This is a genomic window from Rhizobium sp. RU20A (assembly GCF_900155885.1).
In the GTDB taxonomy this organism is placed as follows: Bacteria; Pseudomonadota; Alphaproteobacteria; order Rhizobiales; family Rhizobiaceae; genus RU20A.
Map to the genome: position 1 here is coordinate 54,040 of NZ_FTMB01000002.1, position 23,678 is coordinate 77,717.

The 23,678-nt window shown below is 64.8% G+C and carries 10 protein-coding genes and 1 tRNA gene; 3 read left to right on the forward strand and 8 right to left on the reverse strand.

Features of this window, described 5'->3' with window-relative positions; genetic code table 11:
- Positions 1-91: 91 nt before the first annotated feature.
- The 3 genes from F3H41_RS08990 to F3H41_RS09000 form a co-directional block, all read right to left on the reverse strand.
- The gene (locus tag F3H41_RS08990) at positions 92-1,204 is read right to left on the reverse strand and encodes a M48 family metallopeptidase (protein WP_149738341.1); all 1,113 of its coding nucleotides are present in this window, start codon (positions 1,202-1,204) and stop codon (positions 92-94) included.
- Positions 1,194-2,297, reverse strand: coding sequence for a DUF898 family protein (locus F3H41_RS08995; RefSeq protein WP_149738342.1), 1,104 nt, complete (start codon positions 2,295-2,297; stop codon positions 1,194-1,196). The genes F3H41_RS08990 and F3H41_RS08995 overlap by 11 nt, the downstream gene beginning before the upstream one ends.
- 199 nt (positions 2,298-2,496) lie before the next feature.
- Positions 2,497-3,993, reverse strand: coding sequence for a CoA-acylating methylmalonate-semialdehyde dehydrogenase (locus tag F3H41_RS09000; protein WP_149738343.1), 1,497 nt, complete (start codon positions 3,991-3,993; stop codon positions 2,497-2,499).
- 107 nt (positions 3,994-4,100) lie between these two features.
- On the opposite strand from F3H41_RS09000, the gene F3H41_RS09005 reads away from it, so the two are divergent.
- Both F3H41_RS09005 and F3H41_RS09010 read left to right on the forward strand, forming a co-directional pair.
- Positions 4,101-4,982, forward strand: a complete 882-nt coding sequence (locus tag F3H41_RS09005; protein WP_149738344.1) for a LysR family transcriptional regulator — start codon at positions 4,101-4,103, stop codon at positions 4,980-4,982.
- 228 nt (positions 4,983-5,210) lie between these two features.
- Complete coding sequence (locus F3H41_RS09010; protein WP_149738345.1) at positions 5,211-12,290, forward strand: hypothetical protein; 7,080 nt, start codon at positions 5,211-5,213, stop codon at positions 12,288-12,290.
- Positions 12,291-12,312: 22 nt separating this feature from the next.
- Here F3H41_RS09010 and F3H41_RS09015 read toward each other — a convergent pair whose 3' ends face one another.
- The 5 genes from F3H41_RS09015 to F3H41_RS09040 form a co-directional block, all read right to left on the reverse strand.
- A complete protein-coding gene (locus F3H41_RS09015) occupies positions 12,313-13,476 on the reverse strand; it encodes a UDP-galactopyranose mutase (protein ID WP_149738346.1) in 1,164 nt (387 codons plus the stop codon).
- Positions 13,473-15,524: a glycosyl transferase gene (locus F3H41_RS09020; protein WP_149738347.1), complete on the reverse strand. Its 2,052-nt coding sequence runs from the start codon at positions 15,522-15,524 to the stop codon at positions 13,473-13,475. Before F3H41_RS09020 ends, F3H41_RS09015 begins: the two co-directional genes overlap by 4 nt.
- Positions 15,525-15,762: 238 nt before the next feature.
- Positions 15,763-17,376, reverse strand: a complete 1,614-nt coding sequence (locus F3H41_RS09025) for a methyl-accepting chemotaxis protein (protein ID WP_244616148.1) — start codon at positions 17,374-17,376, stop codon at positions 15,763-15,765.
- 1,098 nt (positions 17,377-18,474) lie between these two features.
- A tRNA-His gene (locus F3H41_RS09035) sits at positions 18,475-18,551 on the reverse strand.
- Positions 18,552-18,819: 268 nt separating this feature from the next.
- Entirely contained in the window at positions 18,820-19,266 is a 447-nt protein-coding gene (locus F3H41_RS09040; protein WP_149738348.1) for a phasin, read from the reverse strand.
- A gap of 254 nt (positions 19,267-19,520) precedes the next feature.
- Here F3H41_RS09040 and F3H41_RS09045 point away from each other — a divergent pair, with 254 nt between their 5' ends.
- On the forward strand, positions 19,521-23,549 hold the full coding sequence (locus tag F3H41_RS09045) for an ATP-binding protein (RefSeq protein WP_149738349.1): 4,029 nt from the start codon (positions 19,521-19,523) through the stop codon (positions 23,547-23,549).
- Positions 23,550-23,678 lie beyond the last annotated feature (129 nt).

The window sequence follows — 23,678 nt, forward strand, 5'->3', positions numbered from 1 at the left end:
CAGGACGTGATGCAAAAGGGGGCCCGGATCGGACGATCCGGGCCCCCTTTGTTTTGTCAGACGAGTTCGAAAAGGCCTCTCCCCCCAGCCCTCACGATCCCGTCGCCCCTTTCGCCAGATCCTCGATCGCCTTCCGGCGTTCCGGACTGCCGGGGTGGGTGGAGAGGATGCTGGTGTTTCCGGTATCACCGAGTTTCCTCGAGAGCACCACGAAGAAGCGGGCGAGCGCTGCGGGGTCCTTGCCGGCCTGCCGCATCAGGGTGACGGAATAGCGGTCGGCCTCGCTTTCGGCCTCGCGCGAATAGGAGAGTGCCACGAGGCCGGCGCCCTGCGTCAGGAGATCCTCGATGCCCGAGCCGACGTCGCCGGCGATCAGCATGATGAGACCAGCAACGCCTGCGGCGCGGTAGAGCTGGCGCAGGCTGTGTTTTAAATCGACATGGCCGATTTCATGGGCGAGAACGCCGAACAGCATCTCCTCATCACCATCCGCGAGGGCCACCAGTTCGTCGGTCATGACCAGCGTGCCGTCCGGCAGGGCAAAGGCATTGGGGCCGATGGCGCCGCCGGTGCGGAAGTTCAGCGTGTAGCCCTCGGCGCCGCGCGCACCTTCTGCGGCCAGTTCGCGGAACCCCTCCGTCAGCCGCGCCTGTGTCTCGGCATCCAGCCGGGACGCATCGAAGACGGTGCGGTCGAGCGTCTCCAGCGTGCTTTTCGCCATGATCTGCGGCACCACCGGCGGGGTGACGAGGACGGCAATCTCGACCAGCAGCGGCAAGGCGTAACGGTAGACGGCGCCGCCGAGCAGGAAGGTTCCCGCAGCCAGCAGGATGAGGCGCGGATGAAAGCGTTCGAGCCGGTGGACGAAACTGACGCCGCGCCGCCCCCGCGCCGTCATCAGCGCATCGATCGCATCATTGTCAGCGGTTTCGAAGACCGAGCCATCCGGGAAGGCGATGCGACGCGGCAAGCGGCCGATGCGTTCCCAGATCTGAAGGCTCGAAAAGGGTGCCGATGCCAGGGCGGGCGGCACTCCCTCGCCTGCCGGTCCATCACCCGTGCCCATACGCCCGGGCGCCCCTTCGGTGGCAACCGCCATGCAGGCGATCCGATCGCCGGCATCGACGAGGCGGGCCTTGACGGCGTGACTTGAGCCCTCCGCATGCCAGGCTCCCTCGGCGATGACGCGTTCCTCAGAAGCCAAAGTCGAAGCCTTCGAAGGAGACGAACTCGGCGCCGACGGCACTGCCATCCTTTTCGGCCGGCGCCATCACGTCGCCGACCGGGCCATTGAAGCGCACGGCAGTGTGCTCATAGGTGTAACGGGCCAGCCGCACCGCCGCCCAGGGGCGATAAAATCCGAGCGTGAGGATGGTGAGGATGATGTTGCTGATCGCGACCCAGGCATAGCCGAAGCGCGGCAGATCGCTGAGGATCTGATGGCCGCCTTCCAGTGTGGTCGCGGACCAGACGACGTTGCGCACACCGGCGCGGTAGACGAGGCTGGCAAGGCCGAAGGTGATGAAGATTGCCACATAGGCAAAGATGACGGCGGCGATCATCGAGGCCTGAAACTCTGCCGGCAGCGTGCCGCTCCCGTCGATGGTCGCGATGATCAGGGCAGAGTTGAGAAAGGCGCCGACGGCAAGGATGACGATGCCGAGGAGCACGACGAGGGCCGCGACGAACCAGGTGCCATAGATCGGCGCCAGCGGCGGATCCGTTGCGAAGGTCTTGCTGCCCCAGCGCAGATTGTTGCCGACGTAACGCCCGACCCAACGGCTTGCGATGGGGGCGAGAATGCCGAGCGTCAAAACGGTGATGACCGGCCCCACCATGAAAGCGAGGAAGGCGCCGCCGATGCCGCCGACGAAATTGAAGCGGACGTTGCGGTAACTGGTGACGCGGGCCGAAAAACGGATGCCGCGCATGACGAGCCAAGGCAGCGCCAGGACGATCAGGAGGCCGAGCACGAGACCGGCAATGGGGAAGACCGTGAGCGCAACGTTGTAGAGGATGAAGTAGCCGACCACGATGACGCGTCCGACCAGGATCTGCCAGCCACGCGCATGATATTCGAAGCCGCGGCCGAGCAGCATGGTATTGCCGTAGAAATAGCGGTTGCGGCGCACCTTGGCCCAGGCCGAGTAGATGCCGAGGGTAATGATGGTCAAAAGAATGTTGACGATCCAGATGCCGAAATATTCCTTGCCGCTTCCTGTGAACGAAACGCGGTGGAACGCCTCCGCCGGGCCGGCGGCGGCCACGGACGGCGCAGCGCTGTCGATCGCGGTCATTGTCTACTCCCCTCTAGTCCTGCCCCCAGCGCATCGGCCGCCGGTCGGTTCGAGCCGGACTTTGCCAATGCTTTCAAGCAACAAGCTTCGATGATCGCCGAGGGCAGGTCAAGCCGCGACCTCCCGCAACCGGGCAACGAAAATGGGGCACGCCAGCGGCATGCCCCATCGTGCAGCAATCAAAAACGGTCCGATCGGCTTACTTCATCGTCGGCATGACGAATTCGGCACCGGACTTGATGCCGGACGGCCAGCGCGAGGTGACCGTCTTGGTGCGGGTCCAGAACTTGATCGAGTCCGTGCCGTGCTGGTTAAGGTCGCCGAAGGACGAGGACTTCCAGCCACCAAAGGAGTGGTAGGCGAGCGGAACCGGGATCGGTACGTTGACGCCGACCATGCCGATGTTGATGCGGCTGGCGAAGTCGCGGGCGGCATCGCCGTCGCGGGTGTAGATGGCGACGCCGTTGCCGTATTCGTGCTTCATCGGCAGGTCGAGCGCTTCTTCATAGGTCTTCGCACGCACGACGGAGAGAACAGGGCCGAAGATTTCGGTCTTGTAGATGTCCATCTCGGGCGTGACGTTGTCGAACAGGCAGCCGCCGACGAAGAAGCCGTCCTCATAGCCCTGGAGCGAGAAGTTGCGGCCGTCGACCAGAAGCTTGGCGCCTTCCTCGACGCCGCGGTCGATAAGGCTCTTGATGCGGGCCTGGGCTTCCTTGGTGACGACAGGGCCCATGTCGGCCTTGTCGTCGGTGTAGGGGCCGACGCGCAGGCTTTCGACCATCGGGATCAGCTTTTCCACGAGGCGGTTGGCGGTTTCCTCACCGACGGGCACGGCGACCGAGATGGCCATGCAGCGCTCGCCGGCCGAGCCGTAGCCCGCGCCCATCAGGGCATTGGCGGCCTGATCGAGATCGGCATCGGGCATGATGATCATGTGGTTCTTGGCGCCGCCGAAGCACTGGGCGCGCTTGCCGTTCATCGCCGCCGTTCCATACACGTAGCGGGCGATGGGCGTCGAGCCGACGAAAGAGATGGCGGCGATGTCGGGATGGGTCAGCAGACCGTCGACGGCGCTCTTGTCGCCGTTGATGACGTTCAGCACGCCTTCCGGCAGGCCGGCCTCGATCATGAGTTCAGCAAGGCGCAGCGGCACGGAAGGGTCGCGCTCGGAGGGCTTGAGGATGAAGGCATTGCCGCAGGCGATGGCGGGCGCGAACATCCACATCGGGATCATGGCCGGGAAATTGAACGGCGTGATGCCCGCACCGACGCCGACCGCCTGGCGGATCGAATACATGTCGATGTTCGGGCCGGCGCCTTCGGTGAACTCGCTTTTCGCCAGATGCGGAATGCCAATAACGAATTCGCAGACCTCGAGGCCGCGCACGATATCGCCCTTGGCATCCTCGATCGTCTTGCCATGCTCGCGCGAGAGCATCTCTGCCAGCGGATCCATGTTTTCATTCAGAAGCTGCACGAACTTCATGAAGACGCGGGCGCGGCGCTGCGGATTCATGGCGGCCCACTTGGGCTGCGCGGCCTTGGCGCTTGCAACGGCCGCGGCGATTTCCGCGTCGGAAGCCAGCGCAACGGTCGCCTGCACTTCGCCGGTGGCCGGGTTGAAGACATTGGCCGTGCGGCCGCTGGTACCGGCAACGCGCTTGCCGTCGATGAAATGACCGAGTTCGTACATGGGCATCCTCCCTGTGTTGATGGCGGCAGTATGCGCTTCCATTTGCACAAGACAATGGGATGATTTACGCATCCGTTGTGCATAAATTGATGTTCCGGAGGTATGGGATGGATTGGGACAATGTGCGCATCTTTCTTGCTGTCGCCCGCAGCGGCCAGCTTCTCGCCGCCTCGCGGCGGGTGGGGCTCAACCATGCCACCTTGTCGCGTCGCGTCTCCGCACTTGAGGAGCAACTCGGCACGCGGCTCATCATCCGCCGCACCAATGGCTGCGATCTGACGCCGGAGGGCGAAGTGTTTCTCACCGCGGCCGAGCGGATGGAGGCGGAGATGCTGGCGGCTCAGGCGAGCATCGGGCGGGTAGATGCGGCCGTTGCCGGCACGGTGCGGATCGGTGCGCCTGATGGCTTCGGGGTCTCTTTTCTCGCCCCGCGGCTCGGACGTCTCACCGCGCGCTATCCGGAACTGAAAATCCAGCTGGTGCCGGTGCCCCGTTCCTTCTCGCTGTCGCAACGCGAGGCCGACATCGCCATCACGCTGGAACGACCCGAGCAGGGACGGCTCGTCTCCGCAAAGCTCGTCGATTATACGCTCGGTCTTTATGCTTCCGCGGACTATCTCGCCGGCTCGGAAAGGCCCGAGACGGTCGAGGCGCTGAAGGCCCATCGGCGGATCGGCTATGTGGAAGACCTGATCTTCACGCCCTCGCTCGACTTTTCCTCCGAAGTGCTGCGCAGCTGGAACGCCGGCTTCGAGATTTCAAGCGCCACCGGCCAGACGGAGGCGGTGCGCTCCGGTGCCGGCATCGGCATCCTGCACAATTACATCGCCAAGGGCGTGCCCGGTTTGGTGCGGCTTTTGCCGGAGATCACCATCCGCCGCGCCTACTGGACGACCTATCATGAAAGCGCGCGCGACCTCGTAAGGGTCCGCACGGTCGCCAGCTTCCTCGCCGAACTGATCGTCGCGGCCGGCACCATGTTCGACTGATCTTCCCGCCCCTCAGATCCCGCTGCACCCGCCGCCGCAAAGCCAGTCTCGGGCAAGGCCTGTATCCTAGGTTGCCCCAGCCAGAAGCCCGGAGTCCGTCTCGCGCGGGGACGATCTTCGCGCCCTGGCGGCGTTCGACGGCCCGCGATGCGCATCGCTCCGGATCGAACGCCAGGGCCCGGCGGCAGGACGCCGCAAGCGGGCATCGCACAGTCGAGGATGTCGCGCATGAGCTCAACCATTTCTTCCCTGAGCACGGCCCAGATCCGCTCGCTCTCCACGGCGGCCGTGCAGGCCTGGACCACTGAAGATGTGGCGCAGCTATCCACCGGGCAGATCAATGTCCTGTCCTCCGCGCAGATCGCCGCACTCGACACCGAGGACGTCAACGTCCTTTCCAGCCAGCAGCTTCGGGCCATTGCGCAGGGATCGATCGTCGGCCTGACGCTCGACCAGATCGCCGTGCTCGACGGCCTCGACATCCAGAGCTTCAGTTCCGACCAGGTCATGGCGCTAACCGCACAGCAGGTCGAGGGCCTTTCCACCCCGCAGGCCGAAGCCCTGCAGCCCGCCCAGATCCGCGCCATGACGTCCGCGCAGATCGCAGCCCTCAGCCCCGCCGACATCGCCACCTTCTCGACGGAGGATATGGCGGCGCTCAGCAACCGGAACATTGGCGGGCTGTCGGCGGCGGCCATTGCGGTGCTGACGCCGGAAAAGATTGGCGCTCTCGGCTCCAGCGCCGTGTCGGGATTGCTCGGCCCCCAACTCGCTGCCTTTTCCGCGGCCCAGCTTCAATCATTGTCGCCGGGCCAGGTTTCATGGCTTCATTCAGGGCAGACAGCAACCCTGTCCACCACCGCGATTGCGGCGCTGACCACCGACCAAATCAGCGCTATCAATCCCTTGGCTATTTCCGGACTGTCGACGGACGCCATCGCGGCACTGTCATCGGATCAGATGACGGCATTGAGCGCGAGCCAGCTCCGGCAATTGACTTCAGCGCAGCGCGCCACGCTCGGCCCCGAAGACATGGCGACTCTCACAGTTGACGAAGTCAGGGTCCTGACCAGTCAGTCCATCTGGGCCCTTAGTCCTGCAGCGATTGCTGCGCTGACGCCGGAACAGTTCAAAGCCATCCCCCCGACGGGCACCCGGAGCATGTCGGGCGAGCAAATGCAGGCCATTACCGCTGCTCAGGCAGAAACCCTCACCTACACGCATATTCTGGACTTCAACAGCTACCACCTGGCGTCTCTCGGGGCGGCCAATATCGCGACGTTCGCACCGGCCAAAATGTCGGCCATCGGCGTCTCCGCGGTCGGCGGACTGACGCCGGCGGTTCTCAATGCGCTTTCGCCAGCTCAGATCGCCGGTCTCAATGCCTCCGTTATTCCCGCTTTCAGTACAACGCAGATCGCGGCTCTTTCGCCGGAGCAAACAAGCGCGCTGCTCCCGGCACATCTCCGGATGCTTGATGCCGAGCAGATAGCGTCGCTCAAGAATGAAAGTCTGACCACCTTTACCACGAACCAGATCGCGGCGCTTTCCACTTACGGCGTTTCCGGACTGACGACCGACCAGATCGCCCTGCTGACAACTGGCCAGATCGAGGCCCTTTCCCCGGTTCAGGTGCGTGCGCTCGGCGCGGCGCAGCTTGCAGCGTTTGGTACCGATGACCTTGCCGTTCTATCGACGGCCGACGTGGCTGCCATCAGTTCGCAAGCGGTTCCCGGTCTTTCCAGCATCGCCATCGGGGCTCTGTCACCGGAGCAAATTTCCGCGCTTTCCGCAGCAGCCGTGTTCTCGCTGAGTGGTGACCAGATCCGGGCTTTCAACACCGCGCAAGCCGAGGCCCTGACCATGGCGCAGACGCGCGCGCTGACGTCAGCCCAACTTTCAGCGTTCAGCATCGAAGGACTGAAGACTTTCTCAACGGGAGATATTGCCTCCCTCAACTCAGCAGCGATCATCGGGCTGAACACCGACGCGATCGCGGCTCTTTCGACCGATCAGATCGCCGCACTGAATACTCCTGCCCTTGCCGCCATGACGTCGGAGCAATTGCAGATCTTCTCAACGGGTCAGGTTCGCGCTCTGACCAGTGCTCAGGTACGCGCCCTCCTCCCGGCCCAGTTTGCGGCGTTTGGTGCGGACAGCATCGCCGCCATGACGCCCGAGCAGATCGGCTCGATCAGTGTGCGCGGTCTTGCGGGACTGACGGACGAGCATCTGGAAGCGCTGTCCACGGCGCAGGTCGCGGCCTTCACATCCACGCAGGTTGCGGCGCTGACATCGTCCCAGATCGCGGCGCTAGGTGCGGATGATCTGGCGACCTTCTCTCTCGCCAACATCATGGCCATCTCGGCCGCGGCCATGCCCGGCCTGACGGATGACGTGCTGGCGAGCCTGTCGACCGACAAGATCGCCGTCCTCAACACGCGGGCCGTCAGTACGCTGACGGCGACGCAGGTCGAAGCCCTGACGCTGGAGCAGGTGGAAGCCCTGACCGCCGCGCAGGTCGGCGCGATGAGTTCGACACAGCTCGCCGTCTTCGGCACCGATGACATTGCCACCCTTTCCACCGACGAAATCGCGGCGCTGACGCGGGCGGCGATCGGGGGCCTGACAACCTCTGCCATCTCGGCGCTGACGACGGCGCAGGTGGCGGCACTCTCCACTGCCGGCGCGTCGGGGTTGACCAGCGAGCAGATCGGCCGGCTCAGCAGCAGCCAGTTTGCCGCCCTCAGCAGCAAGCAGATCGCGGCGCTCGGGGCTGGTCAGGTCGGCGCCATCAGCACGGACAATGTGACGGGTCTTGAGAGCGACAGGCTGACAGCCATCACGACGGTCGCCGTTCCGGGGCTGACCACCGACCAGATCGCTGCGCTTTCCACCGCACAGGTTGCCCAGTTGACCACGAAGCAGGTCGCGGCGCTGACCTCGCTGCAGGTGTCGGCGCTGAATGTGGCGAATGTCGCGGCCCTCTCGACCGCGCAAATCATTGCCCTGACGACAGCGGCGCTCGCCGGCCTCAGCGCCGACCAGATCCGCACGCTCTCCACCGCGCAGGTCGAAGCGCTGACGACGGGACAGGTCGCTGGCCTCAACTCCGATCAGATCGGCGCATTCGGCACGGAGGATATCCAGGTCTTCTCCAGCCGCGACATTGCCGCCATCAGCCCGGCTGCCATCGCCGGCCTTTCGACCGCCGTGCTGGCGGCCATGACGTCAGGCGAGTTGCAGGCGCTGAATGCGACCAGCATTCCGAACCTTACCACCGCGCAGCTTGCCACGCTCTCCACGGACCAGATCGCCACCCTGACGACCCGCCAGATCGCCGCGCTCAGCGCAGCGCAGATCGGCGCGCTCGGCACCGATGACATGGCGGCGCTGACGACGGCGCAGGTCGCCGCGCTGGCGGAGACGACCGTGACGGCGCTCACCAACGGCCAGATCGATGCGCTGGGTTCAGCACAGCTTCAGGCGCTGACGACGCCGCAGATCGCGGCGCTGACCTCCACGCAGATATCGACCCTTGATTCGGCCGATGTTGCAGCCCTCTCCACGCGCGCCATGGCGGCGCTGACCTCCGATGCGATCACCGGCCTTTCGATCGGTGTTGTGGCAACGCTGTCGAGCGACAAGATCGCAGCCCTTGCCACCTCCACGCTCGCGGCCCTCGGCACGCGGCAGATCGATGCCTTGACCGCGCCCCAGGTCCAGGCGCTGACGACCAGGCAGATGGCGGCCTTGACGGCGACGCAGGTCGGCGCTCTCGGAACGGATGACGTGTCGGTGCTGTCGACGGCGCAGGTCGCGGCGCTTGGCACTGCCGGCATTTCCGGCCTCACCACGCGCCAGCTTTCCGCCCTGTCCAGCGACCAGATGCGGGCGCTGACGCCGACGCAGGTTGCGGCCCTCAGCGCCTCGCAGATCGCGGTGCTTGATCCGGCCGCGCTCGCCACGTTCTCGACGGCCGATCTTTCCGCTCTCAGCCCGGACGCCATCGCCAGCATGACGACGGCAACGATCGCCTCGCTGACGGCGCAGCAGATCAGCGCGCTCGGCACCGCCTCGATCGCCAAGCTCGGCACCGCCCAGATCGCTGCCCTTGGCACCGCACAGGTGGAGGCACTGACGACGGCGCAGGTGAAGGCACTGAACTCTGCGCAGCTTTCGGCGCTCGGCGCCGATGACATCGCCACGTTCCGCGCCGACGAAGTCGCCGCAATCGGTGCCGATGCCGTCGTCGGCCTGACCACAGACGTCATGGCCTCGCTCTCGAGCGCCCATCTTGCGGCTCTCAGCACCCAGGCCGTCAGCGGCCTGACCTCGCGGCAGGTGGCGGCGCTGGGGAGCGACCAGGTCGCGGCCTTGACGACCGGGCAGATCGGAGCGCTGAGCGCACGGCAGACTGCAGCGCTCGGCACGGATGATATCGCAGCGCTCTCCGCCGCCAAGATCGCGGCCCTCAGCGCAGACGGGATTTCCGGACTCAGCACCACCCAGATTGCCGCCCTTTCCGGCGAGCAGATGGAGGCGTTGACATCCACGCAGATCGGCGCGCTGACGTCCCGGCAGATCAGCGTGCTGACGGCCGCCAATATCGCGACCTTCTCAACGGCCGAAATGGCGGCGATCAGCGCGGCGGCACTGCCGGGCGTTCCGGCAGCAGTGCTTGCGGCGCTGAGCAGCGAGCAGTTGAGCGCGCTCAGCACCACCGCGATCGCGGGCCTCTCAACCGCGCAGGTCGGGGCACTCGGCTCCTCCGGCATCACGGCGCTGACGACCAGCCAGATGGCGGCGCTCTCCTCGCGGCAGGTGCAGGCACTCGGAACGGTCGGCGTTGCTTCCCTTTCCACCGCGCAGATCGCGGCGGTCACCGCCGATGGCGTGGCCGGGCTTTCCTCGACGCAGATCAATGCCATGTCCTCCCTGCAAATGGGGGCGCTCACCTCCACGCAGGTGGCGGCCTTGTCGTCGGCACAGGTCGCGGCCCTCGATCTCAATGACCTCGCAGTCTTCTCGGTCGATGATCTCGCCGCCCTCAGCGCGTCGGGTGCGCCCGGGCTTGCGACCGCCGTTCTTTCAGGCCTGACCGCCGATCAGATCAGTTCGCTCGGGACGGGGGCGATTTCCGGCCTGACCTCCGATCAGATCAACGCGCTCTCGACCACGCAGATCGCGGCGCTGACGACCAAGCAGGTTGGCGTGCTGACCTCGCGGCAGGTGGCGGCGCTTGGCAGCGACGACATTGCAACACTTTCGACGGCACAGGTGGCCGCCCTCAATGCTGCGGCCGTACGCGGCTTCGGCACCTCCGCGCTTGAAACCCTGACCACCGCGCAGGTCGAAGCGCTGACCGCCGGGCAGGTTGCGGTGCTGACCTCCAGCCAGTTGGCCGCGCTCGGCACCGACGACATCGAGACCTTCTCCACCGCCGACATCGGCGCGATCTCCGCTTCGGCCATCACGGGCCTGTCGAGCGCGGCGCTCGAACGGCTGTCGGCCGACCAGATCGCCGCCCTTGCTGCGGCCAGCGTCGGCAGCCTGACGACAGACCAGATCGCGGCGCTCTCCAGCGAGCAGATCAGCCAACTCACCACCGCGCAGGCGAGCGCGCTCACGGCGCGTCAGGTCGCGGTCCTCACGAGCGGCGATATCGCTGCCCTCAGGACCAGCCAGATCGCAGCCCTCAGCACGGCGGCGATCGCCGGTCTTTCCTCCGATCAGGTGGCACTGTTGTCCTTCGATCAGGTGGAGGCGCTCTCCAGCACGCAGGTGGCCAGCCTGACGTCCGGCCAGATCAGCGCGCTGACCGCCGACAAGCTTGACCTCTTCTCGACGGCCGATCTTGCCGCCATCTCGTCTTCCGCCATCCTCGGCCTGTCGGCGGCAACGCTCGGCACGCTGACGGCACAGCAGATCGGGGCACTCAGCAGCGCAGCGATCAGCGGCATGACGACCAACCAGATCGCGGCTCTCAGCGCCGATCAGGTGAATGCCCTCTCGACGCTGCAGATCTCCGCGCTCTCGTCGCGCCAGATCGCCGCGCTCAGCAGCGCGGCCTTCGAAACCTTTTCGACGGCCGACATCGCGGCGATCAGTTCCCTGGCGATCACCGGGCTCGGAACCGACAAGATCGCGGCCTTTACGCCGGACCAGATCGCCGCGCTCTCTGCCAACGGCATTTCCGGCCTTTCGACGGCGCAGATCGACGCCCTCTCCAGTGCGCAGATCAAGGCGCTTTCCAGCGCACAGATTGCGGCGATCACCTCGCTGCAGATGAGCGCGCTCACCACCGACGACATGGCGTCCCTCACGACCGCGCAGATTGCCGCCTTCAACACCAAGGCGGTCGGTGCACTGACGAGCGACCAGATTCGCGCGCTGAGGCCCGACCAGATCGACGCCTTCACCACGACGCAGATCGGCGCCCTTACCGGCGCGGCGCTGTCAGGGCTGGAGGCAGAGGACCTGCCGACCTTCTCGACCGCCGATCTGGCCGCGCTCGGCTCCAGCGGTGTCGCGGGCCTGCCGATCAGCTTCATCTCCGGCCTGTCCGCCCTTGAGATCCAGGCGCTCGGCACGGCAGCCGTCGGTGGCCTGACGAGCCAGCAGGTCGCCGCCCTTCGCGTCGACCAGATCGCCGCCTTCACGACGGGCCAGATCGCGGCGCTTTCCGCCGATGGCGTGTCCGGCCTGCAGACCGAGGACATGGCCACGATTTCGCTGGCCGAACTCGCCCTCATCAAGCCGGCCGCCCTGCGCGGCCTTTCGACGGGCATCGTCGCAACGCTGACGACCGACCAGATCGGTGCGCTCTCCACCGCGCAGGTCGCCGCCCTCGGCTACAATCAGGTGCTGGCGATGACGACGGCGCAGGTCGGCGCGCTCAGCCTCACTCAGGTCAGCGCCCTGACCGCCATCCAGTCCGCCGGCCTCGGCACCGACGATATCGCGCTTCTGTCCAGCGAGAAGATCGCGGCCCTGTCCACCAGCGCCATCTCCGGCCTCACCACGCTGGCGGTTGCGGGACTCAGCACGGAGCAGGCCAAGGCCCTGACGCCGGCGCAGGTGAATGCGATGACCTCGGCACAGGTCGAGGCGCTGGAAGACGAGGACCTCGCCACCTTCTCGGCCGAGGACGTCGCCTCCTTCAGCCGCTCCGGCCTGACGGGGCTCTCGACCGCCGACATTTCGCGCATGTCGCGCGATCAGGTCGGTGCACTGATGGATCACCAGATGGGCAATCTCAACCCCGACCAGATCGCCGCCGTCATCAACGCCTTCCTGACTGCGTAATACATCACTTACGCAGTCAGGATCAGAGCGGTGGCGTGACGAAGGCGGGCATGGGCTCGCCGGCAGCGCTCTTTTGAAGATAAAGCCGGGCACAATCCAGCGCCTCGCGGATCGTCACGTCCATGTCGAGATAGCGGTAGGTGCCGAGGCGGCCGACGAAGGTGGTCGCGGTCTCCCCTGCTGCCAGCGCAACATACTGGGCGAGCTGGGCTTTTTCCCGCACCAGCCGGATCGGATAGTAGGGAATGTCGTCGGGCCCCGCGGCCCGCGCGCTTTCGCGGTAGCAGACGGATCCGTCGTGACTTTCCCAGGGGGCGAAGTGCTTGTGCTCGGTGATGCGGGTGTAGGGGACGTCCGCATCTGCATAATTCATGACGGCGCAGCCCTGATAGTCGCCCTCAAAGGTAAACCGCTCGAAATCCAGCGTGCGATAACCGAGCGATCCGTAAGCCATACCGAACCAATTATCCAGCGGCGCGGATGAGAAGACATGGGCGTAGCCATCCCTGCCGCCGCGGCTGAAGGGGGTTTGCAGGTGGACGGCGATGCCGGGGTGATCGAGCATGGCGGCGACCATCGGCGTATAGCCCTCCTCCGGCATGCCCTGGAAGCGGTGGAAGAAATAGTCGTCGTCGTAATTGAAGCGCACCGGCAGGCGCTTGAGGATGGAGGCTGGCAGGTCGGATGGCGGGCAGCCCCATTGCTTTTCCGTGTAGCCCTTGAAGAAGGCCTCGTAGAGTTCGCGGCCGACGAAGGCGAGCGCCTGCTCCTCGAAGGTAACGGGCTCGGCAATGGTTCGGTCGGCCTTCCCGGCAATGAAGGCGCGGGCCTCGTCCGGGCGGAAGGTGCGACCGAAGAACTGGTTGATCGTGTGCAGGTTGACCGGCAGCGAATAGACCTGCCCACCGCTCGTGGTTTTTACCCGGTTGCGATAGGGGCGAAAGCGGGCAAAGCGGTTCACAGTGTCCCAGACTTCGGCATCGTCGGTATGGAAGATGTGCGGGCCGTAGACATGGACAAGCACGCCGGTTTCACCATCACGGGCCGTGTGGCAATTGCCGGCGATGTGGTCGCGGCTTTCGAAGACCTCGACCCGATGCCCGGCCTCGGCGAGCGTGCGGGCGATGACGGCGCCGGAAAGACCCGCACCGGCAATGGCAATCGCCCTGCTCTGGCCGACGCTCACCGCGCAGCATCCTCGCGGTTCCAGAGCCGGCGATCCGGCGGGATGGGTGAGAAGGCGTGCCAGGCGGCGAGCTTTTCCCGGTAGCGGGCGCGGTAGGTCTCGTCGTCGACGGGTACGGTGTGACCCGCCAGCAGTTCGGCACCGATCTCGTAGTAGACATCGAGATTGGCAAGGTCCGGCACCGGCGTTTCGCCGCGCTCGGCTTCGCCCTGCATTTGCCAGTAAAGCTCTTCCAGTCGGCGGGCGACGCCGGGCGTGTCGCGTAGCGCGCAAGTGTCGCGCCGGGCGGCCAGCGTGGCGCGCAGCGCTTTCAGCATCTCCGGGCGGCGGGCAAAACCGATGGCCTTTGCCGTGTAATCGGCCGGGTCGGCGGCGATCAGTTCCGGTACGCCGGCGGCCGCGACGATGCTGGCGCAGAAGCGGGCCGCAAAGCCCTTGCCGGGGAAGGTCAGCACCGGCAGCCCCATGGTCAGCGCATCGGCCGCGGTGGAATGGGCGCCATAGGGAAAGGTGTCGAGGAAGAGATCGGCGAGCGCGATGCGGGCGAGATGCTTCGCATTCGCAGCCTTCGGCGCGAAGATCAGCCTGTCGGCCTCGATCCCGGCCGCTTTGGCAAGAAGGCGCAAACGCTCGTCCACGGCCTCGCCGCCGGTCAGCAGCCAGAGCACGCTGCCGGGGCTTTCCTTCAGGATGTCCATCCACTGCGCGAAGGTGGAGGGCGTGATCTTCTGCATGCCGTTGAAGCAGGCGAAGACAAAGGCATTGTCCGGCAGACCGGCCTCGGCGCGTGCGGGCATTTGGTCGATGACACGTTTGCGATCCACCGGCTGGCTGCAGGCGAGCGTCAGCACCTTTTCCGAGTAGTAGATCTCGTGGTCAGGCGGCACGATGCGCCCGTCCGAGATCATGTACTGGTGGAAAGGGCTGCCCATGGAGCCGGGGTAGCCACAGAAATTGACGATCACCGGCGCCGGACGATAGGCGAAGATGCGGGTGCGGGCGTGCTTGGTATAGCCATTGACGTCGATGAGGATGTCGATCTCGTCGGCCGCGATCTGCCGGGCGGCTTCGGCATCCGAGACGGCGCCGATCTCGCGCCAGACATCAACGGCCGCCTTCATGCGCGCCTGCGTGGCGTCATTGGGGACGGGATCGCCGCAATAATAGGCGTGGACCTCGACACTGGCCTTGTCGTGCAGTTCCAGCACCTCGCGCAGCGCAAAGCCGACCGCATGGTCGCGCAGGTCCGAGGAGACATAGCCGATCTTCAGGCGCGCCCCGCTGCCGGTCTTCTGCCTGACGGGGCGGCGTGGAAAGCCGCTCGTGTCGGGCCGACCGACGAAGGATTTGCTGTAGCGGCAGGCGCGGGCGAGCTGGAACAGCGGGTCGTCCGCGTAGCAGGCGAGCGCCAGCGGCGAGAGGGAATCGATCAGCGCGCGCAGCGGCGCATGTTCGGATGGCGTCAGGATCGGCCATTTGCACTGACGCTGGCGCAGCGCACTCCAGTGCTGGCCGGCCTCGGGCTTGTCGGGCCTGAGCTCGATCGCCTGCCAGAGCGCGGTTTCCGCCTCTTCCATCAGGCCGGCATTTTCCATGACGCGGCCGATATGCTGCAGAGCCATCAGCCGGTGCGCGACCTTGTCGGCGGTGCTCTCTGCCGTCAGCTCCGTAAAGGCGCGCCACTGCTGGATGGCAAGCGCCGACAGGCCGCTATCCTCATAGGCACGGCCGAGATTGATATGCGCCTGGCCGAAGCGCGGCTCGACCTTCAGGCAGGCCCTGAGCGCGTGGATGGAGCCGGCGATATCGCCTGCCTGCCGGAGCACGACGGAATAGTTGAAGAGCACGAGATGGGCGTGCGGATGGGTCTCGTTGTAGGCGATCCAGACCTTGTAGATCTCTGTTGCCTCGCCAGTCCGGCCGGCGGCCGCCCGCGCCTCGGCAAACTGCAGCAGTTCGGGAACGCCGAGCTTTCCGGTGCGAGCCAGGTCGCGCATGACCTGAAGGGCGCCATCGGGCTCAGACGGATGGCTGCTGGCGATGGTCATGGCGTCTTCCCCTCGTCTCGCCCGTCACGTCGCCATGGGACGGCGATCGACAGGGGCAGCACGCGCCCCGGGGCATCTCAACCGGCTTTACCACGCTTGACGGCAAACCGGCTGCGGCAGGAGGCGTCAGACGTGCGCTTTGGCGACATATCCACAAAGGAACGCACGTCTTCAGAAAAATCGGCCCGGCACGGCGGGGGGCACCGTGCCGGGCGGTCAAGCGGGGGCGCCTGTCGGCTCAGGCGGCTCGACTTGATCTCGTGGTGTAGGAAGCAGCCGCGAAGGAGGCGCGCCCCTCGCTTTCCAGCTGGAACTGGCCCATCATGAGGCGCAGTTTCTGGCCCTCCGCCGCGAGCGAGCTGGCGGCGGCGCTGGAGCGCTCCACCATGCCGGCATTCTGCTGGGTCGTCTGGTCGAGGCTGTTGACGGAGCCGTTGACTTCGGCAAGCCCGATCGACTGTTCCTTCGATGCGGTGGAGATTGCCTCCATATGCGCATGGATCTGATAGATGAAGTCGCTGATCGTCTTCAGCGCCTGGCCGGTTTCGCTCACCAGCTTGACGCCGCTCGACACTTCATCCGTCGAATTGCGGATAAGGTCCTTGATCTCCTTTGCAGCCTTGGCGGAGCGCTGCGCCAGTTCGCGCACCTCCTGCGCCACGACGGCAAAGCCGCGCCCCGCCTCGCCGGCACGTGCGGCCTCGACCCCGGCATTCAGCGCCAGGAGATTGGTCTGGAAGGCAATCTCGTCGATCACGCTGATGATGGAGGAGATCTTCGAGGAGGAGTCCTCGATGCGGCTCATCGCTTCGACGGCGCGGGCAACGACTTCGCCGGACTTGTGGGCACTGGCGTTGGCCTCGGCCGCCACATGGCGGGCATCGGCGGCGCGGGCCGTGGAGGCGGTCACATTGGCGGTGATCTCGTCAAGCGCGGCGGCCGTTTCCTCCAGCGTCGCAGCCTGGGATTCGGTGCGGCGCGAGAGGTCCTGAACGCCTTCGCGGATCGCCTCGCTGCCGGAGCCGATCGTATCCACGCTGCCGGAAATCTCGAGGAAGGTCCCGCACAGCTGCGTGACGGAGCGATTGAGGTCGTGCCGCAGTTCCTCGAATTCCGGCGAGAAGGGCGTTTCCAGCTGGAAGCCGAAATTGCCGGAGCACAGTTTCTTCAGGGCATCGCCGAGCGAGGCCACCGTCTTGACGCGCTGGGTGACGTCGGTCGCAAATTTGACCACCTTCACCACACGGCCCTGATGGTCGAGAATGGGGTTGTAGGACGCCGAGATGATCACTTCCTGGCCGGTCCTGGTCCGGCGCTTGAACTCCGATGCCACGTGTCGGCCGGAGCGCAACGTGTTCCAGAACGTGCCGTACTCCGCGGACGCGACAAAACCGGGATCGACGAACATCTCGTGCTTGCGGCCGCGCAGTTCGTCCAGCGTATAACCCATCAGCTGGAGGAAATTATCATTCGCCGTGATGATCGTGCCGTCGATCTCGAACTCGATGATGGCCTGCGAGCGGCTGATCGCGGCGATTTGCGCGGCATAGTCCATGTTGAGGAGCCGCGCCTTGGCATCGGCCCACTCCACCACGAAGCCGGTCACGGTCTTGCCGTTCTTCAGCGGCGTAACGACGAGATCGAAGACGCGCGCGCCAACCCGGATGGTGGCGCTGTGCGTGTCTTTCAGCGCCGAGAGCATGGTGCGCTGATGCGTCGGGTTCTTGTGGAAGATGTCGATGTTGCTACCAATCAGCGAAGCAACGCTGAAGCGCGGCAACTCCTTCTTCAGATCCGCCTCGGCTTCCTCAAGAAGTGCCACGACGGCCGGATTCATGTAAGTGATATTCAAGGACGCATCCGCGACCATAACATTTGCCTTGATGGCATTGAGTGCCTGTATCTGCGCCTTCGCCGCACGCCCCAACAGCATTTCACATCTCCCCGAAACAATAATGCCAATTCAGCCTTGGCTTTATGCTGGGAAGAATTTGTTAATATATCATTTATGCCCGACACGCTTGTTTTTTATCTTGAAAGTATAATTGAGTATCGTAAAAATTTATTTCTACGGATAATGAATTTATTTGGATCACCAATCCTGGAAATTTTTTTGAGCATGGCTATTCTTGCAGACTTTCGCAGGCACATATAAAAGCGCCTGCGGGGGGAGACCTTGCCCCCGCTGAACTCATCCATTTTGAAGTAAGCTCTGGCCCATCGAGAGGACCAAAGAATGAAGCGCAACCGTTTCACGGACGAACAGATCATCAGCATTCTGAAGAAGCACGAGGCGGGTAAAGTGGGCGTACCAACTCGGCCTGCTGGAGACAGCCTCAACTGAAAAAACAAATCATCCAGGCCTTCTGGTCTTCGACGAACCAAGGCAACAATCTTCTTCTCGCATAAGCTTCGGACAGCTACTTCGGTGCGCGGCACAGTCCAAAGGCAGGCACCAGCAGGTCATATTTTCCACAAGTGAAGACCTCGATCTCCTCTCCGAAATCATTGGCACAGTCGATTACACTAGAGCACGTCCAGCAAAAGTGCGTTAGCGGTTTTGCGTCCGGACTGCGTAAAAACAGATAGATAGAGCATTTCAGGTGCTCCCGTTTTCACCGGAAATGCTCTAAAATCATCTTCCAAGGTCATGTACTACAGCCCCTATTGGCCGTTGCGCAGATAAATGACGACGGTGATGCGCGTAGCGCATTTCACTGAACGTGAGATAATGTCGAGAGTTAAGGCCTGCATATCAGGACAAATCGGGATACCAGCCAGAATTCCAAAGGGTCTTGCATTTGGATTATCGGCGTTCCGAAGCTCAAAAAAGCTTCATGCCGGAGCGCCGGAGATGTTCAAGACCTGTTCCACAGGAACGCTGGCACATGACTTCAGCACCAAGCGGAAAAGCACTTGCTTCCCAACATACTGAACAAATTGTGGAAAATGGTACGGTTGGTGGGAATCGAACCTACGACCTCAGGTGCCACAAACCTGCGCTCTAACCAACTGAGCTACAACCGCACAATCGCGCAGGCGCCGTCGGCACTGCACGGGGGGTCACATACGGCGGGAGGGGGATTTTTGCAAGTCATAAGTTGGGCCAAGGGGTAGAAAAGTCGCGCCGGGTGTATCGGGTCGGTGTGACAGCTGCAGACGCAGAGACGCTGCGACCTGCCTGACGAGGCGATGGGCTGCACATAGGAAAAAGCCCCGCTGCGGCCATCATGGCGCAACGGGGCCCGGAAATGCGAGGCGAAGCAGACGGCCGGCTTCGAGGCCGGCCTCCGACTTACTTCTGGAAGGTGGCAAGGGTCTTTTCAGCGGCCGTCTTGGCCGGCTTGGAGACGTCTTCGGCAACCTTGCGGGTGGCTTCCTGCATGGTCTTTGCCTGCTCGACAACGAGTTCGGCCTGCTTGCGCAGGAACGCGGTCTGCAGCTCGATGAGCTCGGAAACGGACTTGACGCCGAGCAGGGCTTCCATGTGGGAGAGCGAGCTTTCAGCGTTGACGCGCAGGGCCTCGATGGCCTTGAGGCCGAGGGTGACGGAACCGGCCTGGGCGCTTTCCATCGTCGCTTCGACGGTCTTGGCCGCGTCTTCGGCGGCAACCTTCATCTTGGCATAGGCGTCCTTGGACTGGGTCGCGCCCTTTTCGGCGAGGTCGCGGAAGTTTTCAGTCAGCTTTGCCGGGTCGAAAGCGGCAAAGCCAAATACGTCGTCGGTCTTCTTCGTGGCCATGGTGATCTCCTTTTGGGCCCTGTCGTCAAAGCCCTGTTTCCTCGGATGCCCATTATATAGCACCGATTATTGTGCATTGCAATATCATTGTGCACCGCAACATAAATCGGGCATCGGCTTGGCCGTTAACCCTTCACGGCGAAAGGGGTGGCGCGAAGGACGGCCGGCATGGACCCTTTCGCCCTGCAAAGGTATTAATAGAGTGTTAAGAAAAGCCCGCCTTCCGGGTGGAGCACCGAGCAATGAGACCGTCCATGGCCGCGAAACAGTATCCCTTCATCGATATCGCCGTTCACCCGGCTGTCAGGGCGCATTTTGCGAGCGGCGCGGCGGCGGCGCTGATGTCGACGGATCTGTTGCGGGTGCTGTGGGCCAATGGTGCTGCGGCCGCGCTTTTCAGCACCGGCAATATCTATGATTTCATCGATAGCGGCCTACCGGCCAACGACGTGATGACGCGGCAGCTGCAGGCGGCGGCGCGCCAACTTTCCGCGCTCGGCGAGACCCGCAGCGTCTCGCTGCGCATTGCCAGCGGCTTTCGCAGCACGGTCGTCGTGGCGACGCTGTCCCTCATCGAAATCCACGCCGGAGAGCCGGCCGTGCTGTTTGCAGCACCAGTCTCCGCAAGCCGGCCCGGCACGCGCGATTGCGCGGCGCGGATGATCTCGGGCTTTGATGATCCCGATACGCATATGGCTGTGCTCGGCACCGAGGGCGAGGTGATCGCGGCGTCGGCGGGCTTTGATGCGCTCGGCCTGCGCCCGGACACGGCGCAGGCACTGATCTCGGCCGTTGCGCGCCATCCGGACCGCCTCGTCAAGCGCCCCATCACCACCGGACGCGGCACGCTGCCGGCCGCCATCGGCCGCGTATCCGACGAGATGCACCTCCTCTTTGCCGTCGAGACCATTCTCGGCCGTCTGGATCCGATGGAGGACGAGGATTTTCCGGCCGCGGCCGCCGCGCCCGCTGCGGCGCAGCCCCTTGCCGTTGAGGATGCCGCCGTCCAGACCGATGCCGCTTCCGGCTCGGCAGAACCTCGGCCGGTCGATATTGACGAGGTGCCAGGCAGCGACGAGGACCCCGCACTGCCAGCCGCCCCTCCCAAGGGCGACGAGGAAACGTTCGGCGCACCGGAACCGGTGGAAACGGACGAGGCGGAAGACCATCCGCCGATGGACGATGCCGCGTTTGCGGAAGCCTCGACCGTGGCATCCGCCGGCGACGTTCTTGCCGCCGCCGGGGATCAGGCCGCGGTCGCCTTCACGCCCGCCGACCACATGGCCGTCGACATTGACGAGCTGCCCGGCAGCGATGAGGACCCCGCGCTGCTGACCTGCCCGCCCGAGAATGGCGAAGAGCCGGTGGCAACGCCTGCCGCGACGGGCGAGGCCCATGATCCGTCCACCATCGTCCATTCCGAGGAAGGTGCCCTGCCGGCCGACGACGTCGCGACGGACGAGGCGCCTCAAAAGCCGACCGATGATGAGACGCCTGAAGTTTCGCGGCCCGAAGTGGCGCGGGATGATGCCGCACAGGACGGCGTCTCGGCTGCGCCCGGGACAACCGAGCCGGCCACAAAGACCAATGTGAGCACGGGAGTTGCCGCGACGCGCGAGAAGGCCGCCGAGCCTGCCGAGCCGGTCTTCACCTTCCAGCCGGGCGGGCGCGCCGTGCGTTTCGTGTGGAAGATCGATGCCGACGGGCATTTCAGCGAAGTCTCCGACGAATTTGCCGCGACCGTTGGCCCGCATGCCGGCGATGTGGTCGGCAAGTCCTTCGCGGCGCTGGCGGAGCGTTTCCATATCGATCCGGATGGCGTGATTACCGGTCTTCTCCAGCGGCGCGACACCTGGTCAGGCAAGACCGTGCTCTGGCCGGTGGAGGGTACGCGGCTTAAAGTGCCCGTCGATCTCGCGGCCCTGCCGACCTATTCGCGCGCCCGCAGTTTTGACGGCTTCCGCGGCTTCGGCATCGTGCGGGTTTCGGATGCGGCGGAGGATGCGGACGGCATCGGCCTCACGCTCGTGTCCGGCGCTGACGTTCTCGGCGCCGCCGTTGCGGACGCACCGGAGACGGAGGACGATCTGCCGGAAGCTTTGGGGGAATTAACGACAGGAGACACCGCTGAAGGCGTGCCCACCGACGATCCCTTCGCGGGCGAAACGCCGGCGCTTCAATATGCGGCAGCGCCGGTGATCGGCGAGAACGTCATTCCGCTCTCCTCGATCCGCCAGCCCGTTCGCGAGCCGCTAAGCCGTGGCGAACAGGCGGCCTTCCGCGAAATCGCGCGGCGGCTGGGTGAGACGATCGATAGCGCCCCGGCATCCGCCCCCGCCGAGACGGATCGTGCGACCGAAGACAAGGCAGATGCGCTGGAGGCAGCAGGCTCGCCTGCGGTCGCGCCAACCGTCGAGGCAGCCCCCGCCCCGCCCGCCGATACGGACAATGGAACCACCGGCGCGGCGGAAAGCACGGACACCCACGACGATCCGGTGGATGCCGAGCGCCTGTCGCAATCTAGTGACGAAGCGGCCGATGCGCCGACCGTTTCCAGAAATGATCACGCGGAGGATACGGACGGGCTGGCCGAGCCTGTGACGGATGCGGCGTATGCGGAGGACAACACCAACGAGGCTGCGCTGGCGCCTGAACCGGCGGCGCCGGTCGAGACGATGGCTGTGTCGCCCGACATCGATGACGGTGAAGAGGCGAGCGAGGATGCGCTCGACCCGGACAGCGCCCGCCGCGGCACGGGCCTTGACGAGTCGCTGATCGATGCGCTGCCCGTCGCGCTGCTGGTCCACAATGGCGACAACCTGTTTCACGCCAACCCGGAATTCCTCAACCTGACCGGCTATGCCTCGCTCGCCGACCTTGATGCGGAAGGCGGGCTGGACGCGCTGTTTGCGGCGCCCGAAGACGATGAAGAGGAACTGCTGGACGGGACCATGCAACTGATCCGGCCGGAGGGGCGGTTGCTGGCCGTGACGGCGCGGCTGCGTTCCATTCGCTGGCATGACGGCCATGCGCTGCTGCTGGCGCTGGCACCGGCCGTCGACCTCGACGGCAGCGACAGCGACAGCGACGAGCCAATCGATACGCCGACCGAAACGGCGAGCGCCTTTGCACCCGCCGCCGCGGACAGCGAGCAGATGGCGGCGCTGCGCACGGAAGTGGACGAGTTGCGCTCGATCCTCGAGACTGCGACGGACGGCGTCGTCGTTCTGGGGCCGGAGGGCGAGATCCGGTCGCTGAACCGCTCCGCTTCCGCCCTCTTCAATTACGACGAGAGCGAAACACGCGGAAAGCCGTTTGCGATGCTCTTTGCCCATGAGAGCCAGAGGGCGGTGATGGACTATATTGCCGGTCTTTCCGGCCATGGCGTGGCGAGCGTGCTGAATGACGGACGCGAGGTGATCGGCCGCGAAGCGTCGGGCGGTTTCCTGCCGCTGTTCATGACGATGGGCAGGCTTTCCGCCTCCAACGGCTTCTGCGCCGTCATCCGCGATATCACCCAGTGGAAGCGCACAGAAGACGAGCTGCGCAGCGCCAAGCGGGCGGCAGAGACGGCCAATGCCCACAAGACGGAGTTCCTCGCCCGCGTCAGCCATGAGATCCGCACGCCGCTCAATGCCATCATCGGCTTTTCCGACATGATGGCGAGCGAGCATTTCGGCGCCATCGGCAATCCGCGCTATGTGGAATATGCCAGCGACATCGGCCGCTCCGGCCGGCATGTTCTCGATATCGTCAACGACCTCCTCGACATTTCCAAGATCGAGGCGGGCGAAATGGAGCTGGAATTTTCCGCCGTCGAGTTGAACGAGGCGATCGCGGAAGCCGTCTCGCTGGTGCAGCCGCAGGCCAATGCCCAGCGCGTCATCATCCGCACATCGCTTTCGGGCGCCGTGCCGCGTGTCGTCGCCGACCAGCGGTCCGTCAAGCAGATCGCGCTCAACATTCTCTCGAACGCCATCCGCTTCACGCCGTCGGGCGGGCAGATCGTCGTGTCCTGCGGCTATGAGCCGAATGGCAACGTTATCCTGCGCATCCGCGACACCGGCGTCGGCATGACGCGCGGCGAGCTGGAGCAGGCGATGAAGCCGTTCCGCCAGGTGACGACGGGCGCGCGCAAGCGCGGCGACGGCACCGGCCTCGGCCTTCCCCTGACGAAGGCGATGGTGGAAGCCAACCGCGCGCAGTTTGCCATCACCTCCGCGCCCAATGAGGGCACGCTGGTGGAGATCACCTTCCCCTCGCAGCGCGTGCTGGCGGATTGACGGAGCGGGCCGTGGCCCGTTCCCCTTCCCTTACGCCCGTCCGCAGGGGGAGCGCACCCGAAAATCCGTTTTGATTTCCCGCACGATGCGCTAGAGCAAACATGAGGCGTGCGCTCCTCTTTCGCGCCG

Coding starts and splice junctions, on each gene's coding strand:
- F3H41_RS09040 (WP_149738348.1), bottom strand. CDS start 19,266: ATGGCCACGAAGAAGACCGACGACGTATTTGGCTTTGCCGCTTTCGAC.
- F3H41_RS08995 (WP_149738342.1), bottom strand. CDS start 2,297: ATGACCGCGATCGACAGCGCTGCGCCGTCCGTGGCCGCCGCCGGCCCG.
- F3H41_RS09045 (WP_149738349.1), top strand. CDS start 19,521: ATGGCCGCGAAACAGTATCCCTTCATCGATATCGCCGTTCACCCGGCT.
- F3H41_RS09000 (WP_149738343.1), bottom strand. CDS start 3,993: ATGTACGAACTCGGTCATTTCATCGACGGCAAGCGCGTTGCCGGTACC.
- F3H41_RS09005 (WP_149738344.1), top strand. CDS start 4,101: ATGGATTGGGACAATGTGCGCATCTTTCTTGCTGTCGCCCGCAGCGGC.
- F3H41_RS09010 (WP_149738345.1), top strand. CDS start 5,211: ATGAGCTCAACCATTTCTTCCCTGAGCACGGCCCAGATCCGCTCGCTC.
- F3H41_RS09020 (WP_149738347.1), bottom strand. CDS start 15,524: ATGACCATCGCCAGCAGCCATCCGTCTGAGCCCGATGGCGCCCTTCAG.